This window comes from Paenibacillus sp. B-A-8 (genome assembly GCF_048572915.1).
In the GTDB taxonomy this organism is placed as follows: Bacteria; Bacillota; Bacilli; order Paenibacillales; family Paenibacillaceae; genus Paenibacillus_AQ.
Genome location: NZ_CP183882.1, coordinates 774817 through 795000, shown reverse-complemented (window position 1 = coordinate 795000; position 20184 = coordinate 774817). Strand labels below are relative to the sequence as shown.

The window sequence follows — 20184 nt, the reverse complement described above, 5'->3', positions numbered from 1 at the left end:
ACTATACAAAATTGACCTTGACGGATATGAAAGGCAGGTGCTACTATATAGCTATAAGCTACTAGCTAGTAGCTTATAGCTACTATGACTAAAAGGAGCATGCCAAATGAGAATCGATCCTAACAAATCGCTTCAAGAGCTCATGGACGTTGCAAAGGAGACTATTGAAGAACTGGATCAAGGTGAGAAGTTTCTAGTGAAAGACCTGTTTCGGGGATTTGAGTGGAACCGCATCGGTAAAGGTGACCGCACTCGGCTCGGTTCCATGTTCTACAACTATGCGTTAAACGAAGCAAGCTCACAACTTAACCCATTAGGGAAAACACCTCAGAATCAGCAAATGTACGTAAAGAAATAACCCCGTCACAAAAAAAGAACCAAGTCGATGTGTGTCTTACTTAACAGATCAACTCGGTTCTTTTCAAATTATTTTACTCACCTTACTTAATAAATACAATGTTCACCTTCTCAAGCATCAACGGAATATTTTCTTCATAAATTACCACCTTGTCCTTTAAATCAACCGGAAGATTCTTAATTAAGTTCCGAGTGGCGAGTAAAGTATGCTGACCAAAATCATAGATCACCAAAAACTTAAACGCTGCCGCAGGATCAATCGACCTTGCTTTCGACTTCCCTTCAAGCAACCCCGTGATATCCTTAATCAGACCATTTCTCTGAGCAGAACCGAATTTGTAGCCATTGTTAATAGGCTTGTTGCATTTAATTTCAGCAATAATGGTAAGTTCTCCAGTTACGGTAAGGTCGTAGCCATTATCGTTGGGTCTTGCTCCAAGAACTTGATCCAGATACACCTTATAATTTTCCCGAACATACGGAAAGCGTTCGCTTATCCATTCAATAAATCGGATTGTCGTTTTGTATGTAATGATATTATGGATGTCTTTCAAGGTCATCTTAATGTCCTCAAAGTCATCTACTGAGAGCTTGGCATAGTAATCTTCATGGGCACCTGTTATTTTGTTCGTGATGAACTGGTTGAACCTTTCCTTTAATTCATCTTCTCTATTATAAGTCTCTATTATAATGTCCTCCGTTCAAAAGCATCACGGTTTTCTTTGTAAATTACCCTCAAGAGCATTTCCCACTCGACATCGAGAGATTGACCTATATTATACTCTAGCCCAATGAAACCGAGATTATTTTCTTCACAAAATGTAGCAACATTGAAATTGCAAGGAAACCATGTTTCTTCTAAACCAATTAAACATCTCTTAATACAGCTTGGGGAAAAATTCATCTAACAGGTCATTCCTCTTACATAATCTAAACCATCGAATGATGTGACTTATATGGCAATCTGCTCTGGCACAACGGTAAATTTGTATCGGCTACCCTGCACCTGAATATATCTGTCCCAAATGAATAACTTCCAATGTTCACCTTCAACTTTGTTCACAACTTGAAGGTCGAGAGTCATCATTCTACGCAGTTCTTTAAAGTCTACGTAATAGATACTTCTTCCTTCTATTCTAACCGCCAGAACTGCGATGTCTGCATTGTCTAAAAGCTCCACTTGTTTGATCGAAAGGTCGAACCAGCCTTTACCGTTCGGATGGAGCTTGGAAGATGGTGTGCAAACAACGATCCGCCTTCCACCGCTAACACCTTGAAACATGATTTGCTTCCTGTTGATCGTTGAAAGGGAACAACCATACTTTTGAGTCAATTTGTTAACGACGATTTTCTTGTCAGGAACAGACATTTTATAACCCCCATATGTCGTATTTTTCCACATCATAACATATGGTTTTGCAGCCTGCAGATGATTTTGAAGGGCTAACAACATGCTGTTAGCCGAGGTCGGCTAAACGTGGTTGCATTACTGGTTTCTGTCTCCTGGTACGAAGTCATTACGACACCATCTGACAAAGTTATTGGAGTGGGTAAGGTATGTCTTGGCGGTGGTGTCCTTAAGAATACCGACTTTCAGCTTTTCTAATACTTCTTTCTCGTACTGTTCATACAATAACTCCAATTGCTTAATAAAGTCCTGAGATGCTTTCACTTGCTTCAACCTCCTAAGGATAAGTATTAAGATCATTATACTTAACTGGAAGCATTTGCATAAGTAATTGGAGTGTTGTGATTCGAGTGTTGTGATTGAACTATGTGATCGATGATTGTGATTATATAAGCTTTCAAATTAAACGATCCTTGGACAATTACGCTTCGTGTTACTCTAAGAACAGACAAAACCGTCAGCTCAAGTTAGCCCTGACGGTTTTCCCTCATCAATATTATTTCTCTTTACGTACACCTTTAAATGTTCCGCCGGATGTCTTTTGATCCATGATGCGACCTGTTTCTGCATCACGTTTTGCCCAATTCCCGTTTGGTGTTTGGAATTGGGACCGATCAGTAACTGCTCCCTTACGAAAACCGCTTCCTGTGTTTTTAGCCATTTTAACTACCTCCATGATTTATTTATTGTAATTATTAACGGCTCCCCGCCACGGAGCCGCCCAATCGAAAACTTAGTTTCTAACCTGCTTTGTCAGCCTTCTCATTTTTCTTTTTGTCGAGATAGGCTTGGTGCTGCTCGTCAGTTACTTCAAAACAAATTGCTTTCAAGCCCAATTGTGCTGCAGTGACTACAGTGCCGTCTTTACGGCGAATAGATTTACGACATATCAACATATTATCAGTCCTTTCAAATTGTTTTGCTTGAAGGGAACCAATCCTAGTGGTAGAATAAAAACCAGCTAAAGTGTTTACGGCAGGCACTAGGATTTGGCTTAGTGCTACACGCCCGTGGGTTCCCGACAAGGGAATTTGCGGGCTACTTTTTTGTCTAACATCTTCCCGACCCCTATCCAAATAATTTACGCCACGTTGACTTGATAAAATTAATGTTGTGACTTTTCACCTCGACAGTGCGTTGCTCCTCTAACCCACCTTTTTTCAGCAATCCTGGCTCTGTAACCGCGACAGTGAATGTATCCCCGATCTTTACATTGCTGTACTTATTCAAATCGATTTCCTGACTTTGCGGCACATATGTATTTCCTTGTGTGACAACAACCATCTTGTCCTCATTCCACTGGATAGTTGCTTTATCCCCATCCATAGAAACCACTTTTGCCTTGTACTCTACGGTCACCTTATCACCAAGTAATGAATTATAAGCCGACCTTCCCAAAGGAAGGATTATTATCACTACAATTAGTAAAAACACCACCACCGGAATAGCAAATCTGTTTATCAACCTTGGTGCTAACCCCACACTAATCACCTCCTTTCATCGTTTTCAAATGCAAAATTGAAATCGATGATATAAATAAAGACTGAATTCATCGATTTCAATCTGTAATTTGAAGTCCCTTGTTATTAAAAGGAGATTGCTCTCCTCAAAATAAACTGCTATATACGAACTGTCTTCCGCCTTCTTCAAGCTGTTCCTCTTGGCGCTTCAGCAACCTTTGCTCATGAAGCTTGTTGAGCTGAGTGCTTACAAGATTAAGCTTCTTCTCCAGAGTATCCGAAGCAAACCTAGCGGTGATTTGCTTATGTTTATACGTAAGTTCGAGAAGTTCTTTTGAAGCATCACCAAGATCTCCAATAATTTCAAGCGATACCCCATTCTGAGCAACTACTACAACTTCTTCGTCACGCAGACTCTTCCTGAGGTTGTATAGATGGTCTTCCTCTTCGCTCAAGTTAATAAGATACAGATATTTTTCCTGAGTCTTAAACTCTTGTCGAAGCCATTTTAACGGTTTGACGATAACCTCATCGATTCCAGAACCATTCATACCTTCAACTTGCTCCATATCGAAAACAAACACAGTGCCATATGGAGCATCAACGATTTGCTGCATTACCAACTGGTTCAGCGGAATCATTATCCGTCTACCAATTAAGCTTACCTTCTTTTGTCCATCAGTTAGTAAGTTAATCTTAAACATAATGATCCACCACTTCTATAATAGTTTGTAGGATCGATTTCAATTTGCCATTTGAAAACAACCTCTCCTTAAATTTAGTTTATATTTCTCTGTCTGTCAAGCATTCATCTAGATATTTATTACAATATAAAAATAAGTTCCGTAAAAGTAATTCCCCACATCCAACAACTCTAGCCTGTCCTCGTGAATACGGTATGCACTATCGTGCGTTCTAACGTAAAACTCTGCATCAGAAGACCAGTCAAACGTTGTTTGCCTGACATCGATTAACCCCTTCCCTCGATCCTGCTCCGGCTTACTGGTCGCTCGCGTGAAGATTGCCTTCTCAACGATATCATCGTTGTCCTTGTGCCGAATATGCTTTCTCAAGGATTTAACAATACCCCTGCCTGTATCACAAATGGCAATCTCCACTCTCGCAGGGTGCGTGCTTGTTTTCTTATAATATTGCACGCAGGAGTAACAGTCTGTTCCAGTATGTTCGACGGCGTTCTGACCAAGTTCCGTCACGATGCCTGCTATATCTGTTACCCGATTTTTATGAAGCCCTTTTGCTCTCATTATCTTCTTAACCGATCTATCGAGGTCAATAATGTCCCCATCAGATTTGGATACTCGCAGTTCATCAAGCTCCTCATCCTTCTGATTACGATTGCGGTGATAATAAACTTCCATATCATGATCTTCTTCAAAGGAGTCTTTGACATCCGATGGGCATAATATCAAGAAGTTCATTCGTTCCATGTAACCTAAGATATCGAATCTATCCATTTCAGCATTATATTCAGGCGAATCCGTCTTTAAATAGTAGGTATTGTCCAAATAATTTAGAGTTGACAGTAAAACCGTTATCCCCACTGGTGATACCCATTTTAAGTTTGCTAAATCAACAGGTAACCTATCGTAATTATCTAGTTCATTCTTAATATTCGCGCACTGATTTAACCAATCGTGAATATCAAGAATTGATCTTAAGGATGAAGTAGTTTCGAGCAATATCTCGTTCCCCTAACGTCTAGTTCTGTACTATTCTTCCATCTTACTCCACTACTTTGAGATAGGTCAAAGTGATTATTATTTCTGCCCTACTTAAGCAATAAAACACTTTAAGTTCGCTGTCTAAAAGATAATTTATCCGTGTTAAAATAAAAAGCTGCCGATTTTCGGGGCAGCTTAGGAACCCCATTATAGCGTGGGGGCTAGTTATTCTCCTTTGCACTAAATGCGATGGCAAATTCAAACCGCCTGATCCCTCTGCTGGTTTTGTGCTATCTATTAAGTACCTCGTTCATCTTATCAATCTTATCGGTCAGCTCTTCAAGACCTTTTCGTCCTACACGATTCAACTCATAACTCAGACTGTTCAAGTTAGGTCGAATTAACACGAACTCTTTATTGACAACTTTATTGAGGAATAAGACCAAAAACTCTAAATCAGCGTAGTGAGCAATTGACTCGAAGAAAGGATCTTTCCACCAAATCTTCTCCAATAACTCATGAAATACCTCGGCGCTAGAGAGCAGATACTCCTGAAATAGCTTAAGGCTCGTTGTCATTGGCTTAAAACCATCCCTAATTAACGTATCAGCAACACGGGAGGGGTATGCAGAACCTGCTGCCTTATAAATAGAGCAGATCAACTCGATATGGTCGTCAAAGGTGATGTGGTCAAAGATCCGTGCATCCCACTCCAATAACAACTCGATACCTGCATTTTGGTCATTGAAGTATCCGCTTTTAATTATTTCAAGGATCTTACGGAAACAGATCCTGTGCAATTCGCCGTCAACATACTCTCTCACAGGAGCAAGGTACGCCTTAAGTTTTGCGCAGTCAGAATAGGCCCCCTTACCTGTTAACTTGAATGTAAGTTGAGATATTTGCCCCATGAGTTGCTCAGCTTCAATATTCACCTCAAGGTCTAATCTCCTGAACAGAGTTGACGCGAAGTAAAGTAACTCTAATGCTTCCTGTTCTGACGGATTTGCCCTTTGATCATGCGCTAAGACGTTTCGAACCCCCATAGCGGCTCCCGAAAAAAGTAACATTGCACCTAATTGGGCATCTGGAGCATCACTTAATTTCAGAACAGGATTATTTTTAGAAAATGCACTGTCCATTAAAGGCTTACCAGTAACGGCAAGGCGGCTTTTCCTTTGAACATCATTATCCAACGCTACATATGTATCGAGGACAGCCGAACGGAAATGCCCATCTTGGAAAAGCTTTTGGCTGACCTCCAATACTCTTGGGTGAAGCCCCTCCAGCCTACTGGGTTGAGCAACAGGTGTCGGCGGCTCAATAACTGGTACCATTGGTGCTGGCGTGGTTACTACAGGTGCTACTGGTGCTGCAGAAGAAGCTTGCGCCTCTAACTGGGATACCCCCTTCGCCGTTACTGTGAGATGAGTTGGGAACTTTGCATCACCAGTAACCAAACCTTCTTCGACCATTGTTCTTATCATCATTAGGCAAGGCTGTTCTTGTTTTACCTCAGGGTAGAAAACAGGGTAGTCTATGGTTTCAATCAAAACTGCATCGCCAAAATATTTTGAAAGTCCTTTAAGATTACTCAGAGCTTTCCACTTACATTCTGAAATGGGTGGGAATAGATCAATAATTTGTTGGATCGAATACCCCTCAGGGTAGTCATTTGGATCACCGATGAACAAAGTGGGTATAGGATCTTTGTTAATCGTTCGGGATCTGGTAAATGCTGAAACCTTCATCAGCTGCGGCTGAAGTTTACGTTCGGCAGGTAAATCATCAAAGCAATCTTGGGTGATTTGAAACTCACCGCAACTCGGACAAACCATCTGGTATACCTCAGAACCGTCTTGTTTTAGTATTACATAGTAACCGCATAGCGGGCATTGAATCTCCGTTGTTATATCAATCACTCCTAAACATTGAATTCATATAGCACATGTAAATATTCCCCATTGCAGGTCTTTGTTCCTGCTGCTCCTTAAGCAAGAATCGACAAAACCCATCCTTCACATAAAGAAAATAAAATGCGGTTACCCCATCTTAGGATAACCGCATGCATTGATGAATTTCCTTCACTTCTCATATTGAAGAAGCCGCGTTACGACATACTCCTTTATCTTGGGAAGCAACTCCTTGAAACGCTGAATTTCTTCCGGTGATTGATCGAATAGTTCATCATAAATCTTGTCGCAGATATACAGAACTTCCGTAAAGTCGAATTCCTCACAAATTTTTAAATCATATCCGGTAATCTTAATAAACGGTTGAACCACCAACTGATCCGGTCGGCAAATATACCGTATGGGCAAACCCAGAGGCTTCAGAATCATAATCGTAGTCCCTGAATAACTTGTCCAGCTTGTAGAAATACAAAACTCAAAGGTGGCGTTCCACTCATAAGGAATTCTTGGGTCGAAAACGGCGAGGAAGTCGATTTCGCTCTCGCGCTTCTCCCTTCGGGCAAGAACCGATCCGTAAAGCTTCAATGCTGTCACCCTATGTGCCGCGGAAATCTCCATGATCTTAGAACGCTGCTCGATAATTGTGTCGATTACGTTCATATAAGAACCCCTCTCAACAACTCATAATTGAATGGTACGAATCTTGGCTCCAGTACGCTCTTGAGGATAGCCCAAAGCATTGTTGATTAAGCGGCAACCTTCTCTATGTTGATAATCAACATGGGTGTGGGCATGACCGAAGCACCATACTTTACCTTTGGCTCTATCGAGTAACTGTAAACCATCGAAGTAAAAGAACGTCGATACCGGACTGTTCTGATACTTACTTTCCATGCTCGAAGTATCAGGTCCGACATGGGTGATAATTACTTGGCTTTGGTCGAAGATTCGCTCCAGCTTGGATAGCTCGTCTTCAAAGAAATTTTCAAGTGACACTTGATTGTGTATAGGAAAGATCAAATTAGAGTCATTCATGGAGCGGTGCCACAGGTCGTAAAGGTACGACTTCGAATAACCTAACGATACCCCATAAGACCAGTCATGCCACATGGCTGCTCCTCCGTAGGTGATACCATCTATGGTGATTGTGGAACCATCAAGTACTATGACTCCTTCAATCCTTTGAGCCATGTACTGCATCGATTTCAGTCGAGTCATTGAGTCTTCATAATGCCATCTTTCCGATATCTCTACGAGATAAAGGTCATGGTTGCCAAAAATCAATAAAATGGTTTTGTAGTATCGCCTGAAGCTTCTCAAGAGAATTTCATTTTGAGAATTGTGGTGACCTAAATCACCCGCTATGATTAAAACCTCCGAAGGGTTTGCCGGGACAAGGGCATCAACGAACACCTCAATACTTACTTGCTTGGTGTGTTCGTATTGGTTTAGCCAGTGGTCAATATGCAGATCAGAAATTAGGTCGAATGATAAAGCAGTCATAATAAACCCCACCCTTACGAATTTTCTGTATTCTACCGTAATTGTGATGACTATTGAACCCCTATATTTAGAAATCTGTATTAGCGAAAACTGGTATTTCTAAAGAGTGATGGTGTACTGCTTATCAGCTTCAACCTCCATAATGTTTACCGCTCTTTTCTCACTTACAGGACTATCATCTTCAAAAACAAGTCCTAGAAAAATAACCTCTAACTCCACTTGCGTGTAACTCTAGTGACATATTGCTTCAACTCCCGCCGATTAATATCAAAAAGCTGTTCTTCTGAGACAATTACTCTATTGTTCATTATGACTGTGACTAGTTTCGTCTGCAGGTCGTATTTAACCTTGCAGTTCTTCCCGACCTTCTGTGTTAATTGTTTAACTTCTGCTTGAGCTTCTTTCCACTTAAGCCTAATCCTCAGCATGGGACTTGGTGATGAACACCTTCGCTACCCCGAACTACATTGAAAACGGCAACTACTACAGTGACTTCCGACTTATCTGAAGACTGTTAAAAGGGTTTCTTATGTGTGAAGTCGAATTAAATCAAGCTGTAAAAAACCTAAAACTATTCAAACTTTGGAGGACATATGTTACCAATGAGTGAGAACAAAATTGTAAATCCTGAGCATTTCAGAGTACTTCGAGTTAAATTACGTTGGACAGGTAGTATCACTTGGGAAGCGGATAGTGTCTATTATCAAGAGTATATTGGACCACTAGGAAAGGATGCATTAACTTTTGGCTTTTTGGATAATATCGATAGTACCCATACAAATAATAAAGTGAAAGTTGTGAATTTTCATTTGGAGTATCATCCAATGAGTGTTGGGAAAAGATTTGTAGATGATATAAATAAACCTAGCGATCTATCAATTCGTTTGGGTCTTATTAATCCTAAAGAAGTGAATATTGTGTTCATGATCGGCAACTACAACTTCATAGAAGTGGTGGTTGAGGGTGAAAGAAATTTGAACGTTATATTACCTGGTGGTACTGAACAATTATTTATGGCTGGTATGAAGTCACTCTTGGATTTACGAAACGGGATTAGAGATTCAGAAATTATTTCTACAATATAAGTTACATACCTTCCGAACAATCGAGTGTCTGTTTAATCTTATTGTTTATTTATATAATGGAACCAATGGTGTCAGGAGAGTTCAACAGTTGATATTGTAGAAGGAAAATGAAAATGTCATTAATAAAGTAAGATTACGGGTTCTTCTCGGACTTATTGAATATCTTCATAAAGAATTCGCGTATATCTACTAAAACCGGAAAGAGTCTGTCCTACCACCGTCATCATCATCCTTCGGTTGGATTGTTATAGGAGCCTTCTACATCCTATAATTTATCTCGACCAGTGGGTGTTGAAGTTGGCTGGAAAAACAGGTTATGTGGTTGGGTGAGCGGGTGAATTATCATGCGGCATGAAGCTAACTCCTATTTTTCTTAAAGGTGTGCTTCGAGGTTCTCGGCTAAACCCGTTCGGCGTTCTCAACTACCCCGAATAAAGAAAACCTGCTGAGGGTATCAGCAGGTTGATCGACTTCACTATTTCTCTAACTAATTATCATAATTCAGACCTTTAACTTCTCTTAAGACACCTTTTGTCCAGTAGTCGTTAACCCAAACATATTCAGGGTGAGGTATACCCTCAACAAAATACTTCTCAGCCCATGTTCGGAAACCACCGCTATTCCTTTCAATGAAATACGAGAAGAGTGAACTACTACCTTTTGGTGTGGTAGAATGACTGTTTGCAGAATCGACTATCTCTACCAACCAGTATTTATCTCCACCTAAATATTTCAATACACAACTTAAAGATTCTTTACGAGATACATGATATGCCAGCTTCAGCCAATTGCTGGCGGCACTAACCTTCTTTTTAACCCCCTCCTCTATAAGCTCTTCAACAACAGCAACTTCAAAAAAGGACTTAAACTCATCTTTATACAAAAAATACTCTCTACCAAGGACATGTCCAAAGTATTTGTTGTAGAACTCTTTTGAAAGTCCTAAATCTCTTCTGGATAGGCGCCCCATTGCCGTTGCAAAGATATGTACTTTGCCATCAAATTTGTCACGGTAATTACCCGTTTCGGTTCTAGCTAAGTGCTTTAGCTCTGATTTAAACTGATTCACCATACGTGATATCGGGAGGGTCGGAATCAGTTGTTCTAAATTCTCTAATACGAGTGGACTAAGTTGTCCAATTTCTTCAAACTTCTCTTTATAAGTACTATTCACCATATCAGGAAATAATTTATCGAATTGATTATCTTCAAATGCTTTCTCAAAACTTCGATTGATCTGGTCACGATACTTTTGGAACTCCTTAGGCAGTCGAACCTGCTCATTGAACATGGCTAGATACGTCTTATAATTACTGTTGTTCGAAATAAAGCTGGCACATTCCTCAACAGCATCTACCCGTCCTACATCACGCTGCGACCAGTCGTAGGACTGCTCTTTAGTGTAAAAGATATGATCCCAAATCCCCCTATCTTTAGATAGCCATTCAATAACTTTTTCCTTCTCAGAACTATTCTGAGAAATGCTTTGCCTTAAATCGCTCAGCTCTTCACGAATATCTTTTAACAAAGTCTTCTCTGCTTCTACCCTGTTCCCTTGAAGCTCATCGTCGAGAGATATCTTCTCTTTACAGAATTCAAATAAGTCAATAAGATCCTCATCTGTTATTACAGGGGCTATATCTAAGGAAACTTCGCCCGTTTCCGATTCATTAGAAGAAGCTCCCCATGCGACAAGACTATCGTATAACTTACTGATCATTTTCTCTTCAAGCAAGCCAGAAATCCGAGCTATATACTTCTCATAATCATTTTTTAGAGTTGTGTAACTACTCAGTATCTCAGGCGACAAAATCGTATTCCTTGAAGGCAGATAACCCAATAAAGATCCTAAGCAAGTATTAATAGCGCAGTAAAAGTTAAACGTATTCGTGTCAAAATACTTAGAACTTATGAGGAAACAGTTATAGATCGCTTCACTCTGGCTGTTAAGTCGATCAATCCGTCCGTATCGCTGCTCTAAGGCAGATGGATAAGCGGAGATATGGTAATTAACGATATGGTTATACCCCGGCAGATTAATGCCTTGTTCAGCGATTTGATACGTTAAGATCAATACAGTAGGCAAGTCAGTTAATTTCGAGAAGTCTGACAGCTCTTGGGGATTTCGTCCAGTGACAATGTAATAAGTCGGCTTATCGGTTAGCTCTTTATTGGACTTTACAAATCCTTCCGCTTCAAGATGCCCCCCAATAATATCAGCTTCTTTTACCACATATCTGGTAAATATAACAAATCTATTATCTTTGGACTGGTTATATAAATCGCGTAGATTCTCGACCAGTACTTCGTTCTTGTTGCTATACGATTGGTACTTCCAAGTTAATGTTTCATAGCGCTTTGCCTGAGTCTTCTCATATCCCTTAGTCTGGAGAGACTTTATGGTATCCTTGAAGTACCGAGTTACCGGATACTTCACGTCGAATTGGCTGCAGATTAACTGCTCTGGCTCTTTATCCGATGTCTGCAATTGGGTAATCCAACCGCCGTCAACATCTTTCTTAATAAGAGCTGCTGCAATGCGAGGATATACTTGTAAATCTGATACATACTGCTTAATTGGTGTTGCTGTTAGGAATACAACTTTCTTAGCTGAAATGTTCTGAACCAAGTTACTATAACGCTGAGTTTCTTCACTCAAGAACAAATGAGCCTCATCAATTATTACTAAGCCATATTCTTGCTTGTTCTTAAACTTGGAATGATGATTATTTACTACTTTCACTTTATCCATGAACCCCAAAGTATCAAACGGCAGTCTTTCAAACCAGTCCCCCACAAACTGCCCGTAAGGTCTTACACTGCTGGAACGAGCTAATGCATTCGTTGTAATTACAAGAACTTTTTCATCAGGGTTTTGTTCCAAGTAATCAAGCGCCATGATGCCACTACTAATCGTCTTACCACTACCAACTTCATCGAATATGTAAACAACGTCATTACCATGATTGTTCAAGCGTTCGATGTTTGCAAACTGAAGTGGATACAAATCCACTACGTTTGGGTTTATCAAATTCAGCCACTTCTTATCAACAGCCAAAGTCACAATTTTTCCTCCAAGCTTTTAGTGGTGGTGGGAGATCTTAATGAGCATGCATCGTCTCAATACTCATAACGGCGAACCACCTTCGGCATCCCAAATTAATACAAAATTCTACAACCAACACCTAATATCCTGCCTTGAATAAACAAAAGCACCAAGATCTCCATTTCAAGGGAGCTTGGTGCTTATAATATGTACTTAATCCATCATCTTTTACAGTCGCGGCTGAAGCTCACCATTTTACATAAACTCAAGAAAAAAATTATAAAGGCGAACCCCACCTCTTACCCCTGCTAGGTATATCCATTCCCTTTCGAGGGTGTTACGCTAATAGAACATTGCTTACCTTAAGCTATCAAATCATATTAATCAACGTTTTCGTAGCCTCTTCCCTCACATGCAGGACACATAGAAACTCCCGTCCCACCACATCCGTAACAATCGTCATTAGCACCTTTTCGTCCAAGTCCCCCGGTGCAGTCACACTCTACTTTGCCCTTGCCTCCGCAATACCCGCATCTTTCTTTAGCCATTGTCCAACCTCTCCTTTTCAAAGATTAACTTTAAAGCAACCCTCTTCTTTGGGCTTCTTCAATTGCGATGTTTTTAGCAAAATCATTTTGAGCGTTTTTTGTCGCATGTAAAACTTGTGCATCCGTTAAGCTCCGTGCCTTTGACCTATATTTCTGTTCCATTTCTTTCTGTTGCTTCTGGAGATAGTCACCAGTTGCTTTGGCGAAATTTCCTGCTTTTTCCCAAAAACTCATATTAAACCCCATTTCCACAAGATTAATAACTATTTTTCTTTCCTTACACCTTTAAATGGCTTGTTATCAGAAGTCTTCGCATCTAAAAACTTACCTGTCTCCGAATCCCTTTTTACCCAAGTATCATTTTTAGGGTTGTAAGTTTGCGATCTGCCTTTAACTGCTCCAATTCGATAATCATCGCCAGTATTCTTCGCCATATTTCATACCCTCCTATTACTAAAGTCCTAGTTCAAGTCTACTATAATTATCCAAAAATATCTATCTGTTAATCCCTTCAGGAGCGATAAAACACGATAAAAAAAACAAACATCCCACTCTACCTGTCTTGCAATGAAATTTACTAGTAAAGCTATAGAAAACGAATAATTATCACGCGACATAAAGAAAGGTGCTGATTTTGTCAGCACCTTCGTGAGTGACCGATCCATATACTTACTAGGTCAATCAATTACCATAATACTTTCTGGCTCCTGCAAGATACGTTCAAGTGTTTGAAGCTGTTTTTCATCTAGGTCGGCTGGTTCTTTACCTTCCACACTTATTGCCCACCATAAAGTGAGGTCAATTCCACAACTCCCACAGGTTCTCGGAGATACGATCTTGAACTGGCCCATTTTAGGTGGGTAGTCCCATCCTTGTTCATGACCCTGTTCTGGAGTTAGAACTTCTTCTTTACCACAAACCTCACAAATATGATGCAAGCGCATAATTATACCCCTCTCATGATTGGAAAGTGTTAACGCCACTTCACGTCAAGTCCTGATACTGGCTCTTGATTACCGTTTTTACCGTTTTTACCGATTTCAACAAATCTCGATCCTGTTTTGTATTTCTAAACACACAACGGATCAACAAGGTCAGTAAATATTCATCTGTAAGCTCGTCTTGCAAGGGAGACTCTACCTTTTCAGAACTCTCTCGAAAGAGAGAATTGTAACGAACTAAATTCGATATTGTTCTATTGGTTAAATAGCTGCTTTTAATCTTTAAGGCTAAATTGGGGATATTGAGAACTGCTGCACTCTCCAAAAACTCGAATTTCTCTTACACTAGCCTGAAAGACTGAACTCCATACTCGGCGGATTCGCATAGTATGTGGGTGCAGCCCAGACAAATGAATAAATGGATGAAGTTCGTAGTAAAAACCTCCTTTTTTACGATTGAATGTTGATGTTGGTTGAACTGGTTGTTGGTGTTCAGTTATATCCCTGTACTTATATTTGGTCTCTCAAACTAACTGCAAAAATCGAACCCACTTCAAGTAACAAGAAAAATCTCTACATAAATAGAACAGCCTAAGTGAACACTCACTTAGGCAATAAGAAGCTATATTAACCATTTAGGAATACCAGACAAGATAGCAGAGAATATTGATCAGCTTGGGTGGGTGGGTGGGTGGGTGGGTGGTTTGGTGGTTGGTTTAAAGCATAGTCCTACACTCCACTCAGAAATTTGTAAGCCAATTGTTGCAAAAATACACTTAATGAGTTTACGCAAATTCTTAATGCCTTTTCTGTGCTTATCGAAAATGATACTGTACTCGAAGGGGATGAAATTCGACTCCTCTCCAAAGATGGTCAAAACAATCGATAAGAAGTCCTCTTTGCCGTCAGCAAAGAAATACACTACACCGCCCTTCCCCAACCTCACTTCTGAATTGGCTGCGGAATACCCCAAAGGGATCTTAATCATTACATCTCTAAAATAAGCATCAAACCTAGCCCACCTGTAAACCCGACGCCAGTCATGAGATCGTAGGTATATCTTAAATCAAGGAGATCTGCCAAATGACCAAAGCCGAACGACTTCAGGACCAATGGACAGAGTGCATCAGGGACTATCGAGCCAATGCCTTCACCAAGTCTTCCTGGTTCGAAGCGCAGGACGTGACCCTACATCAATTGAAATATTGGCTACGCAAACTCGATTCCAGCATGCCTCACACGTCCACGCCTTCCTTTATTCCGGTTACGGTGTCTCCGCGCTCCCCATCGTTACCCTCATTGACTCTTCGATTCGGTGCGGCATCCATTGACGTGCAGTAAGGTTTTTCTCCCGAAACCGTCCGTCTCGTGGCGGGGAGCATCCCCGAGATTTCCTAGCTGGATTCAGCGGATACCTGCACGTGGATGGATACCCTGGCTACCAAAAGGTAGCCCAAGTGACCCTGGTCGGGTGTTGGGTCCATGCGCGTCGCAAGTTTGACGAAGCACTGAAAGCCTTGCCCGCCTCGGAAGCCCGAGTTGGAACGGTCGCGCAGTAGGGGCTCACGTTCTGTAATCAGTTGTTTGCGGTGGAGCGAGAGCTGAAGGAGGCAACACCGGAAGAACGAGAGAACATCCGAAGATCGCAGTCGACCGATTCTGGATGCTTTTTCAGCATGGCTACGTCAGCAAAAGTTTCGCGTCTTGCCAAAGAGTGCACTGGGCCAAGCGATCACCTACTGCCTGAATCAATGGGAGAAGTTGACCGCCTTCCTGAAGGACGGGCGACTAGAGATCGACAATAACCGCAGCGAACGGGCGATTAAACCGTTTGTGATTGGACGAAAGAACTGGCTATTTGCCCCCCCACGCGGAGCCAAGACCAGTGCTGTAATTTACAGCGTGATGGAAACAGCAAAAGAGAACGGACTGCATCCGTTCCAGTACTTAAAGTTTCTATTTGAGCAGCTCCCGCAGCTCCCTGATCTGAAAGATACGGAAGCGCTGGACCCGTTCTTGCCCTGGTCATCTGCTCTGCCACCAATCTGTGGGGTATTGAAAACCTAGCCTTATTCTATAAATTGAGCCCTCATTTTGGTGTCAAGGTGTGGGCTGTTTGACGCTTACTCCGCAGTATTGCAACAACTATACCATTACTCAATACATGCCGTAACTATTACGTCCCTTGAGCATAAGGTCTTCTACTTCTTGCATCCTAGCATTGTAATCTTTACCTTTAGGATTGAAGTAATCTCTATCATGTTGTTCGAACCAATTAGCATACGCCGCAGATAATATAATGAAATCGTTAGTAGGAGCTTCTTGATATGTATCGAAATATTTTAGAATCCTATGTGTAACATCGAATACTAGATCAGGTTGAAGTTTCTCAATCTTAGCATATATACGATCTAACTCAATCAGCAATCTATTATCACCTATAAAGTGATATCTAAGACTAGGAACGATCTTATACATACCCTCAAGTAATTGTTTCTTAGCTATTTCTGCGCTCATAGTAACCTCCGATTAGTTAATGACTTAGCCATGTTCAAGTATCTTACGTAGGTATCTTAACTAAAAATAGACTGTGCTAATTAATAGATGTTATACTCTTTAGAACAACCAGCTTCAAATTGGACGAAATGTCCTAGCTCATGAAGGATCAAGAATGTTATAAAGATAGTATGATTAGCGGTCAATGTCTAATGCTTCTAAAACGGATTTAGCTCATACATCTTTTGAAAAAAAGTGGTTTCTATTCTATAAGTGTCGATGTAGATAGTTGCAGAACCATTTCTTCTAAAAGAGCGTTATGAATCCTACAGAAGGTCCTAACCCTTCGACTATTTTATGAGCAGGAACATCTTCTATACTTTCTGTTGCTAACTCAAATATCTTTCTCAGTATTTCCACTGTTTCACCTCCTCTCGTGCGCACGCATTAATCATCAGCAATTGCAATTTTAAACATTTTCGTGATCTCGATATTGTAATTGTCCTTTCCATTTTGTTTGTATATCGCAAAAAGTCTTTGTGTTTTTTATTCGAGGCATAAAGTAGGCGAAGAAGATTTCGCACCAATGCGTCCAAGAACTACTGGTTCCAATGTACCCCCCACAATCTAAGCATAAAGTGAATTGATAATATAAGTGTATCACTTCCGATAGGGTTTAGACTATAACTATCACAGCAAGGAATATGGGAATTACTCATTAAGGTCGTGTCTGTTTACTGTGAACGACACGAATGAAAGCTTCTGCTGTCTACTTATTCTTGTTAAGGCTAACGGGCAGTTTTGTTGAACAAGATTAGTGGAGGTTTTATGTCGTATTTGACGCATACTCTCCAAAGTTGAAAACGACAGCATTACCATTAGCTCCGACGGTTATCATTACGCACCTCTGCGTTTTCTTAACTCACGTTTGATCGTACTTTCACTAATACGAGTCATACTGGAGACTTGCTTAATTGTATTAGTCTCTAGCAAGCTGATCGCGTGATTGATTTGCACCTTCGTGAACTTATTGGGTCTCCCTTCGCGGAATCCTTCCTTTTGTTTAGCAATAGCCTTCCCCTCACCAGTACGCTCAACGATCATATCGCGCTCAAACTCAGCGAAAGCGAAGAATATATTACGGATCAACTTACTGGTCGGAGTGTTATCCAAAATACCTATGTTCAGGATATGCACCCTTACCCCTCGACCGATCAGTTCGTTTACAATCTGTGCGCCTTGGATCATACTCCGAGCAAATCGATCCAACTTCGTTACAACCAAAGTATCGCCTTCCTTTAGCGCAATACAGAGCTTTGAAAATTCAGGACGATCTACCTTTGTCCCTGTAAACGTATCGGAGAAAATGCTATCACGGTCGACCCCTTCGATAAGGAGAGAATTGACCTGTTTGTCCAAGCTGTTGCCATGCTTGGACTGACCCACCGTTGATACTCGAATATATCCGTATTTTGCCATGATTTCAGCCACCATCCCGACTTTTTAGCATCTAATTATGACCCTAAGTTTTGACACCGGATGAACCCGCATTCTACCATTCAAAAATCAAGCAGAAATAGGGAGTCCATAACTTAAGAGTTCTGAACCTCGTCATGATAACTTGGGTGCAGAGATTGTTGAAGTCTTTCTTTTGAAAGGCAGTCGGGGAGCTAAAAGCGAAGCCGAACGACGAGCCGCTGACCGCCGATAGGTGACAAAGGTGAGGGTGAAAAGTGTTCTTTTAGAACGGCTTGACGGTTATGCTGCAGATTAGTTCCTTCTATTGTAATGCAATTAGCTAACCCCATTTAGAGCATGGGTGGAGACAATGACGTGTAACGGCTTGTAAGCGATCAAAGACCAATATTTAAGCCCCTAGTGACATTGAATCGATTAGAGCCAATCAGGAATGTATGGTTAGCAGACAGTTTCTATTGAGCAAAATAAAACCGCTCTATTTGAGCGGTTGAACTGTTAATAGTCCGTCTCTCCTTTTATAACTGATAGCTAAAGTTATACATTCTGAGATCAGGTAGCTTTTCCATTAGGTGAAACCTACTTGGATGAATCGGTTGCAATCGCTTTTTCAAATCTCTTGTTTCACCAAAACAATAAAGTGGTTTCTTTGCCTGCAAAATTATCTCAAAAAGAGCCTTATTATAATCAATCCAAAGACCACCTGGTCTCCCTCCCCATCCAAGTATCACATGATCCGTGTGTTTTTCATTAAGCGCATACTTAATGTACTCAAGATTGAGAAGATACTTATCCAGCGGCACTTGAGAATGGAAGTCAAAATCCTTTGGGTTCGACCTCATTACTGGATACATATTGAGCACCTCAACCGCGTTATAGCTTGGATTTGGAATTAAGCAGTTGAGAAGATTCATAACAGTAACATCTAATATGTGCTCTGTCGCTTGGCTAGGATTAAATAAAATAGCAGTTGCTCGTTTGGATTCAGTATCATTATTGTCCCAGCTTTTTAATAATGAATAACGATAATCATTTGAATGTTCCAAGTCGAATAGTGCTTCCGTATGTATCGTCACATTCGACTCTTTTATCATAAATCTGTCTATCGTTCTTCCCTCCCCAAACATCAAGTTTTCACCGATTCCATCCTGCTTCATTTTGACTTGTATAAGTTAACGATACTAATCATATCATCCACAATATAATTGTTCAGAAAGATATTGGAGATAATTGTTCTGTCTGTAGCATACAGGGTCAATTTTACCCCATCATCAAGAACTTCAATCGAATACTCATCTCTTCGTGGGTTACTTTGCTCTGTTTTTTGTTTTATCTGTTCAAGCAGTTCAGGGTATCTTTGATAATGCTCATATAGGGCGTCCCTGTGATCATAACCAATACACTCTTTATCGAGAATAAGTGCCACTTTACCCGGAGGAAACTCGCCGCGCATCCATGCATCAAGGATAGCCTTATGAAAGGAGACATCTCGGAATGTCTTACTATAAGGGATCTTATTTTCTTTCACCATCTTACGTATTAGATATTTCGATAACCCGAGATACTCAGCGGCTTCCTTAACGAACATGTGCTCGTCATACCACTTTTTAGCCTCTTCTTCTCCCCAAATGACATACCCGATCATTTGAGCTCACGCCGTTGAGCTTTGGCAAATTCGCGATCCATTTCATCTAATGCAATTATCAGAGCATGGTATCGACGCTGAGCATATAATCTTCGCTTTTCCAAATCCTCTGGTCTATCTATATAATAGACACTCTTTGTTGCACTCTCTTCAAAAACTTCATCTAAGTGCTTTTTGATATCAGCTTCTTGAATCTCCAGTACAGTTTGTATAAAACGAATGGTCTCGCCCGATAAATGCATTTCAAAACGGGTTCCAGATCCTTGCTCATCAGTTTCTCCTCGCTCAGGGGGAAGGGGAGTCAATAATGGTCCTCTCGGAGCTACAATTGCTGCCCCCATCCACTCACGCAATACGTCTTCATGGAATACGACTCGACTTCCGACCTTAATGCAAGGGATTTGTTTTGTTCTTACCATTTCATAAATTTTTGCATTTGAAATTCCAAGCATCTCTGATACTTCTTTCACTGTAAGTGTAACTTTTCTAACCGCCATATCCTTGACCCCCATCACCATAGATATTAATGAGCGAACAACAATGGTATTAATTCTCGGCTTTTACAAGTTACCGATAAATTACAACTCAAATAACGAGTACTAAACTGTCCTTTTTACGTTTAGC

The 20184-nt window shown here is 40.7% G+C and carries 24 protein-coding genes and 1 pseudogene; 4 read left to right on the top strand and 21 right to left on the bottom strand.

The genetic code is table 11. The features are described 5' to 3' along the window. The first annotated feature begins 106 nt into the window (after positions 1 to 106). The gene (locus ACN6MV_RS03655) at positions 107 to 358 is read left to right on the top strand and encodes a single-stranded DNA-binding protein (RefSeq protein WP_419885718.1); all 252 of its coding nucleotides are present in this window, start codon (positions 107 to 109) and stop codon (positions 356 to 358) included. Positions 359 to 440: 82 nt separating this feature from the next. On the opposite strand, the gene ACN6MV_RS03650 is transcribed toward ACN6MV_RS03655, so the two are convergent. The 11 genes from ACN6MV_RS03650 to ACN6MV_RS03600 all read right to left on the bottom strand — a co-directional run bounded on the left by ACN6MV_RS03650 (position 441) and on the right by ACN6MV_RS03600 (position 8323). Next, positions 441 to 917, bottom strand: a complete 477-nt coding sequence (locus ACN6MV_RS03650; RefSeq protein ID WP_419885717.1) for a hypothetical protein — start codon at positions 915 to 917, stop codon at positions 441 to 443. A 392-nt stretch (positions 918 to 1309) separates the two neighbouring features. Continuing rightward, a complete protein-coding gene (locus tag ACN6MV_RS03645; protein WP_419885716.1) occupies positions 1310 to 1726 on the bottom strand; it encodes a hypothetical protein in 417 nt (138 codons plus the stop codon). 117 nt (positions 1727 to 1843) lie between these two features. Beyond that, a complete protein-coding gene (locus tag ACN6MV_RS03640) occupies positions 1844 to 2029 on the bottom strand; it encodes a hypothetical protein (RefSeq protein ID WP_419885715.1) in 186 nt (61 codons plus the stop codon). A gap of 232 nt (positions 2030 to 2261) precedes the next feature. Continuing rightward, on the bottom strand, positions 2262 to 2426 hold the full coding sequence (locus tag ACN6MV_RS03635) for a hypothetical protein (RefSeq protein WP_179086725.1): 165 nt from the start codon (positions 2424 to 2426) through the stop codon (positions 2262 to 2264). A gap of 79 nt (positions 2427 to 2505) precedes the next feature. Then, complete coding sequence (locus ACN6MV_RS03630) at positions 2506 to 2661, bottom strand: hypothetical protein (RefSeq protein WP_419885714.1); 156 nt, start codon at positions 2659 to 2661, stop codon at positions 2506 to 2508. Positions 2662 to 2833: 172 nt separating this feature from the next. Then, positions 2834 to 3247 (bottom strand): hypothetical protein, encoded by a 414-nt coding sequence (locus ACN6MV_RS03625; RefSeq protein ID WP_419885713.1) that lies wholly within the window; start codon positions 3245 to 3247, stop codon positions 2834 to 2836. 124 nt (positions 3248 to 3371) lie between these two features. Then, complete coding sequence (locus ACN6MV_RS03620) at positions 3372 to 3929, bottom strand: hypothetical protein (protein ID WP_419885712.1); 558 nt, start codon at positions 3927 to 3929, stop codon at positions 3372 to 3374. Positions 3930 to 4037: 108 nt separating this feature from the next. After that, positions 4038 to 4787, bottom strand: coding sequence for an ATP-binding protein (locus ACN6MV_RS03615; RefSeq protein ID WP_419885711.1), 750 nt, complete (start codon positions 4785 to 4787; stop codon positions 4038 to 4040). Between the two features lie 410 nt (positions 4788 to 5197). Further along, positions 5198 to 6745: a TIGR02391 family protein gene (locus tag ACN6MV_RS03610; protein WP_419885710.1), complete on the bottom strand. Its 1548-nt coding sequence runs from the start codon at positions 6743 to 6745 to the stop codon at positions 5198 to 5200. 407 nt (positions 6746 to 7152) lie between these two features. Continuing rightward, positions 7153 to 7215 carry a hypothetical protein gene (locus ACN6MV_RS03605; protein WP_419886712.1) on the bottom strand — a complete coding sequence of 21 codons (63 nt, stop codon included), beginning with the start codon at positions 7213 to 7215 and terminating at the stop codon, positions 7153 to 7155. Between the two features lie 286 nt (positions 7216 to 7501). Further along, the gene (locus ACN6MV_RS03600) at positions 7502 to 8323 is read right to left on the bottom strand and encodes a metallophosphoesterase family protein (protein ID WP_419885709.1); all 822 of its coding nucleotides are present in this window, start codon (positions 8321 to 8323) and stop codon (positions 7502 to 7504) included. Positions 8324 to 8925: 602 nt separating this feature from the next. Between ACN6MV_RS03600 and ACN6MV_RS03595 the strand changes: the two genes are divergently transcribed. Next, positions 8926 to 9408 carry a hypothetical protein gene (locus ACN6MV_RS03595; protein WP_419885708.1) on the top strand — a complete coding sequence of 161 codons (483 nt, stop codon included), beginning with the start codon at positions 8926 to 8928 and terminating at the stop codon, positions 9406 to 9408. Positions 9409 to 9895: 487 nt separating this feature from the next. On the opposite strand, the gene ACN6MV_RS03590 is transcribed toward ACN6MV_RS03595, so the two are convergent. The 5 genes from ACN6MV_RS03590 to ACN6MV_RS03570 form a co-directional block, all read right to left on the bottom strand. Continuing rightward, positions 9896 to 12472, bottom strand: coding sequence for a DEAD/DEAH box helicase family protein (locus tag ACN6MV_RS03590; protein WP_419885707.1), 2577 nt, complete (start codon positions 12470 to 12472; stop codon positions 9896 to 9898). 362 nt (positions 12473 to 12834) lie between these two features. Beyond that, the gene (locus ACN6MV_RS03585) at positions 12835 to 13002 is read right to left on the bottom strand and encodes a hypothetical protein (protein WP_419885706.1); all 168 of its coding nucleotides are present in this window, start codon (positions 13000 to 13002) and stop codon (positions 12835 to 12837) included. Positions 13003 to 13032: 30 nt separating this feature from the next. After that, entirely contained in the window at positions 13033 to 13236 is a 204-nt protein-coding gene (locus ACN6MV_RS03580; protein ID WP_419885705.1) for a hypothetical protein, read from the bottom strand. 29 nt (positions 13237 to 13265) lie between these two features. Continuing rightward, the gene (locus ACN6MV_RS03575; RefSeq protein ID WP_179087777.1) at positions 13266 to 13436 is read right to left on the bottom strand and encodes a hypothetical protein; all 171 of its coding nucleotides are present in this window, start codon (positions 13434 to 13436) and stop codon (positions 13266 to 13268) included. Positions 13437 to 13679: 243 nt separating this feature from the next. Continuing rightward, the gene (locus tag ACN6MV_RS03570; protein WP_419885704.1) at positions 13680 to 13946 is read right to left on the bottom strand and encodes a hypothetical protein; all 267 of its coding nucleotides are present in this window, start codon (positions 13944 to 13946) and stop codon (positions 13680 to 13682) included. A 1080-nt stretch (positions 13947 to 15026) separates the two neighbouring features. Between ACN6MV_RS03570 and tnpA the strand changes: the two genes are divergently transcribed. Both tnpA and tnpC read left to right on the top strand, forming a co-directional pair. Then, positions 15027 to 15284, top strand: coding sequence for an IS66 family insertion sequence element accessory protein TnpA (gene tnpA, locus ACN6MV_RS03565; RefSeq protein ID WP_419885703.1), 258 nt, complete (start codon positions 15027 to 15029; stop codon positions 15282 to 15284). Between the two features lie 23 nt (positions 15285 to 15307). Next, a pseudogene (gene tnpC / locus ACN6MV_RS03560) lies at positions 15308 to 16010 on the top strand (IS66 family transposase); the annotation flags it as partial. A 90-nt stretch (positions 16011 to 16100) separates the two neighbouring features. Here the strand turns inward: tnpC and ACN6MV_RS03555 are convergent. From ACN6MV_RS03555 to ACN6MV_RS03535, 5 genes are all read right to left on the bottom strand, one after another. After that, positions 16101 to 16460 (bottom strand): hypothetical protein, encoded by a 360-nt coding sequence (locus ACN6MV_RS03555; RefSeq protein WP_419885702.1) that lies wholly within the window; start codon positions 16458 to 16460, stop codon positions 16101 to 16103. An 876-nt stretch (positions 16461 to 17336) separates the two neighbouring features. Beyond that, positions 17337 to 17918: a recombinase family protein gene (locus ACN6MV_RS03550; RefSeq protein ID WP_419885701.1), complete on the bottom strand. Its 582-nt coding sequence runs from the start codon at positions 17916 to 17918 to the stop codon at positions 17337 to 17339. Positions 17919 to 18433: 515 nt separating this feature from the next. Beyond that, entirely contained in the window at positions 18434 to 19072 is a 639-nt protein-coding gene (locus ACN6MV_RS03545) for a DUF1643 domain-containing protein (RefSeq protein ID WP_419885700.1), read from the bottom strand. Beyond that, on the bottom strand, positions 19069 to 19560 hold the full coding sequence (locus tag ACN6MV_RS03540) for an excisionase family DNA-binding protein (protein ID WP_076225010.1): 492 nt from the start codon (positions 19558 to 19560) through the stop codon (positions 19069 to 19071). Before ACN6MV_RS03540 ends, ACN6MV_RS03545 begins: the two co-directional genes overlap by 4 nt. Then, positions 19557 to 20057: a helix-turn-helix domain-containing protein gene (locus ACN6MV_RS03535; RefSeq protein WP_419885699.1), complete on the bottom strand. Its 501-nt coding sequence runs from the start codon at positions 20055 to 20057 to the stop codon at positions 19557 to 19559. The genes ACN6MV_RS03540 and ACN6MV_RS03535 overlap by 4 nt, the downstream gene beginning before the upstream one ends. Between the last annotated feature and the right edge of the window lie 127 nt (positions 20058 to 20184).

Coding starts and splice junctions, on each gene's coding strand:
- ACN6MV_RS03595 (WP_419885708.1), top strand. CDS start 8,926: ATGAGTGAGAACAAAATTGTAAATCCTGAGCATTTCAGAGTACTTCGA.
- ACN6MV_RS03585 (WP_419885706.1), bottom strand. CDS start 13,002: ATGGCTAAAGAAAGATGCGGGTATTGCGGAGGCAAGGGCAAAGTAGAG.
- ACN6MV_RS03610 (WP_419885710.1), bottom strand. CDS start 6,745: ATGGTTTGTCCGAGTTGCGGTGAGTTTCAAATCACCCAAGATTGCTTT.
- ACN6MV_RS03555 (WP_419885702.1), bottom strand. CDS start 16,460: ATGAGCGCAGAAATAGCTAAGAAACAATTACTTGAGGGTATGTATAAG.
- ACN6MV_RS03650 (WP_419885717.1), bottom strand. CDS start 917: ATGACCTTGAAAGACATCCATAATATCATTACATACAAAACGACAATC.
- ACN6MV_RS03540 (WP_076225010.1), bottom strand. CDS start 19,560: ATGATCGGGTATGTCATTTGGGGAGAAGAAGAGGCTAAAAAGTGGTAT.
- ACN6MV_RS03645 (WP_419885716.1), bottom strand. CDS start 1,726: ATGTCTGTTCCTGACAAGAAAATCGTCGTTAACAAATTGACTCAAAAG.
- ACN6MV_RS03635 (WP_179086725.1), bottom strand. CDS start 2,426: ATGGCTAAAAACACAGGAAGCGGTTTTCGTAAGGGAGCAGTTACTGAT.
- ACN6MV_RS03535 (WP_419885699.1), bottom strand. CDS start 20,057: ATGGCGGTTAGAAAAGTTACACTTACAGTGAAAGAAGTATCAGAGATG.
- ACN6MV_RS03545 (WP_419885700.1), bottom strand. CDS start 19,072: ATGAAGCAGGATGGAATCGGTGAAAACTTGATGTTTGGGGAGGGAAGA.
- ACN6MV_RS03600 (WP_419885709.1), bottom strand. CDS start 8,323: ATGACTGCTTTATCATTCGACCTAATTTCTGATCTGCATATTGACCAC.
- tnpA (WP_419885703.1), top strand. CDS start 15,027: ATGACCAAAGCCGAACGACTTCAGGACCAATGGACAGAGTGCATCAGG.
- ACN6MV_RS03570 (WP_419885704.1), bottom strand. CDS start 13,946: ATGCGCTTGCATCATATTTGTGAGGTTTGTGGTAAAGAAGAAGTTCTA.
- ACN6MV_RS03550 (WP_419885701.1), bottom strand. CDS start 17,918: ATGGCAAAATACGGATATATTCGAGTATCAACGGTGGGTCAGTCCAAG.
- ACN6MV_RS03620 (WP_419885712.1), bottom strand. CDS start 3,929: ATGTTTAAGATTAACTTACTAACTGATGGACAAAAGAAGGTAAGCTTA.
- ACN6MV_RS03630 (WP_419885714.1), bottom strand. CDS start 2,661: ATGTTGATATGTCGTAAATCTATTCGCCGTAAAGACGGCACTGTAGTC.
- ACN6MV_RS03575 (WP_179087777.1), bottom strand. CDS start 13,436: ATGGCGAAGAATACTGGCGATGATTATCGAATTGGAGCAGTTAAAGGC.
- ACN6MV_RS03655 (WP_419885718.1), top strand. CDS start 107: ATGAGAATCGATCCTAACAAATCGCTTCAAGAGCTCATGGACGTTGCA.
- ACN6MV_RS03580 (WP_419885705.1), bottom strand. CDS start 13,236: ATGAGTTTTTGGGAAAAAGCAGGAAATTTCGCCAAAGCAACTGGTGAC.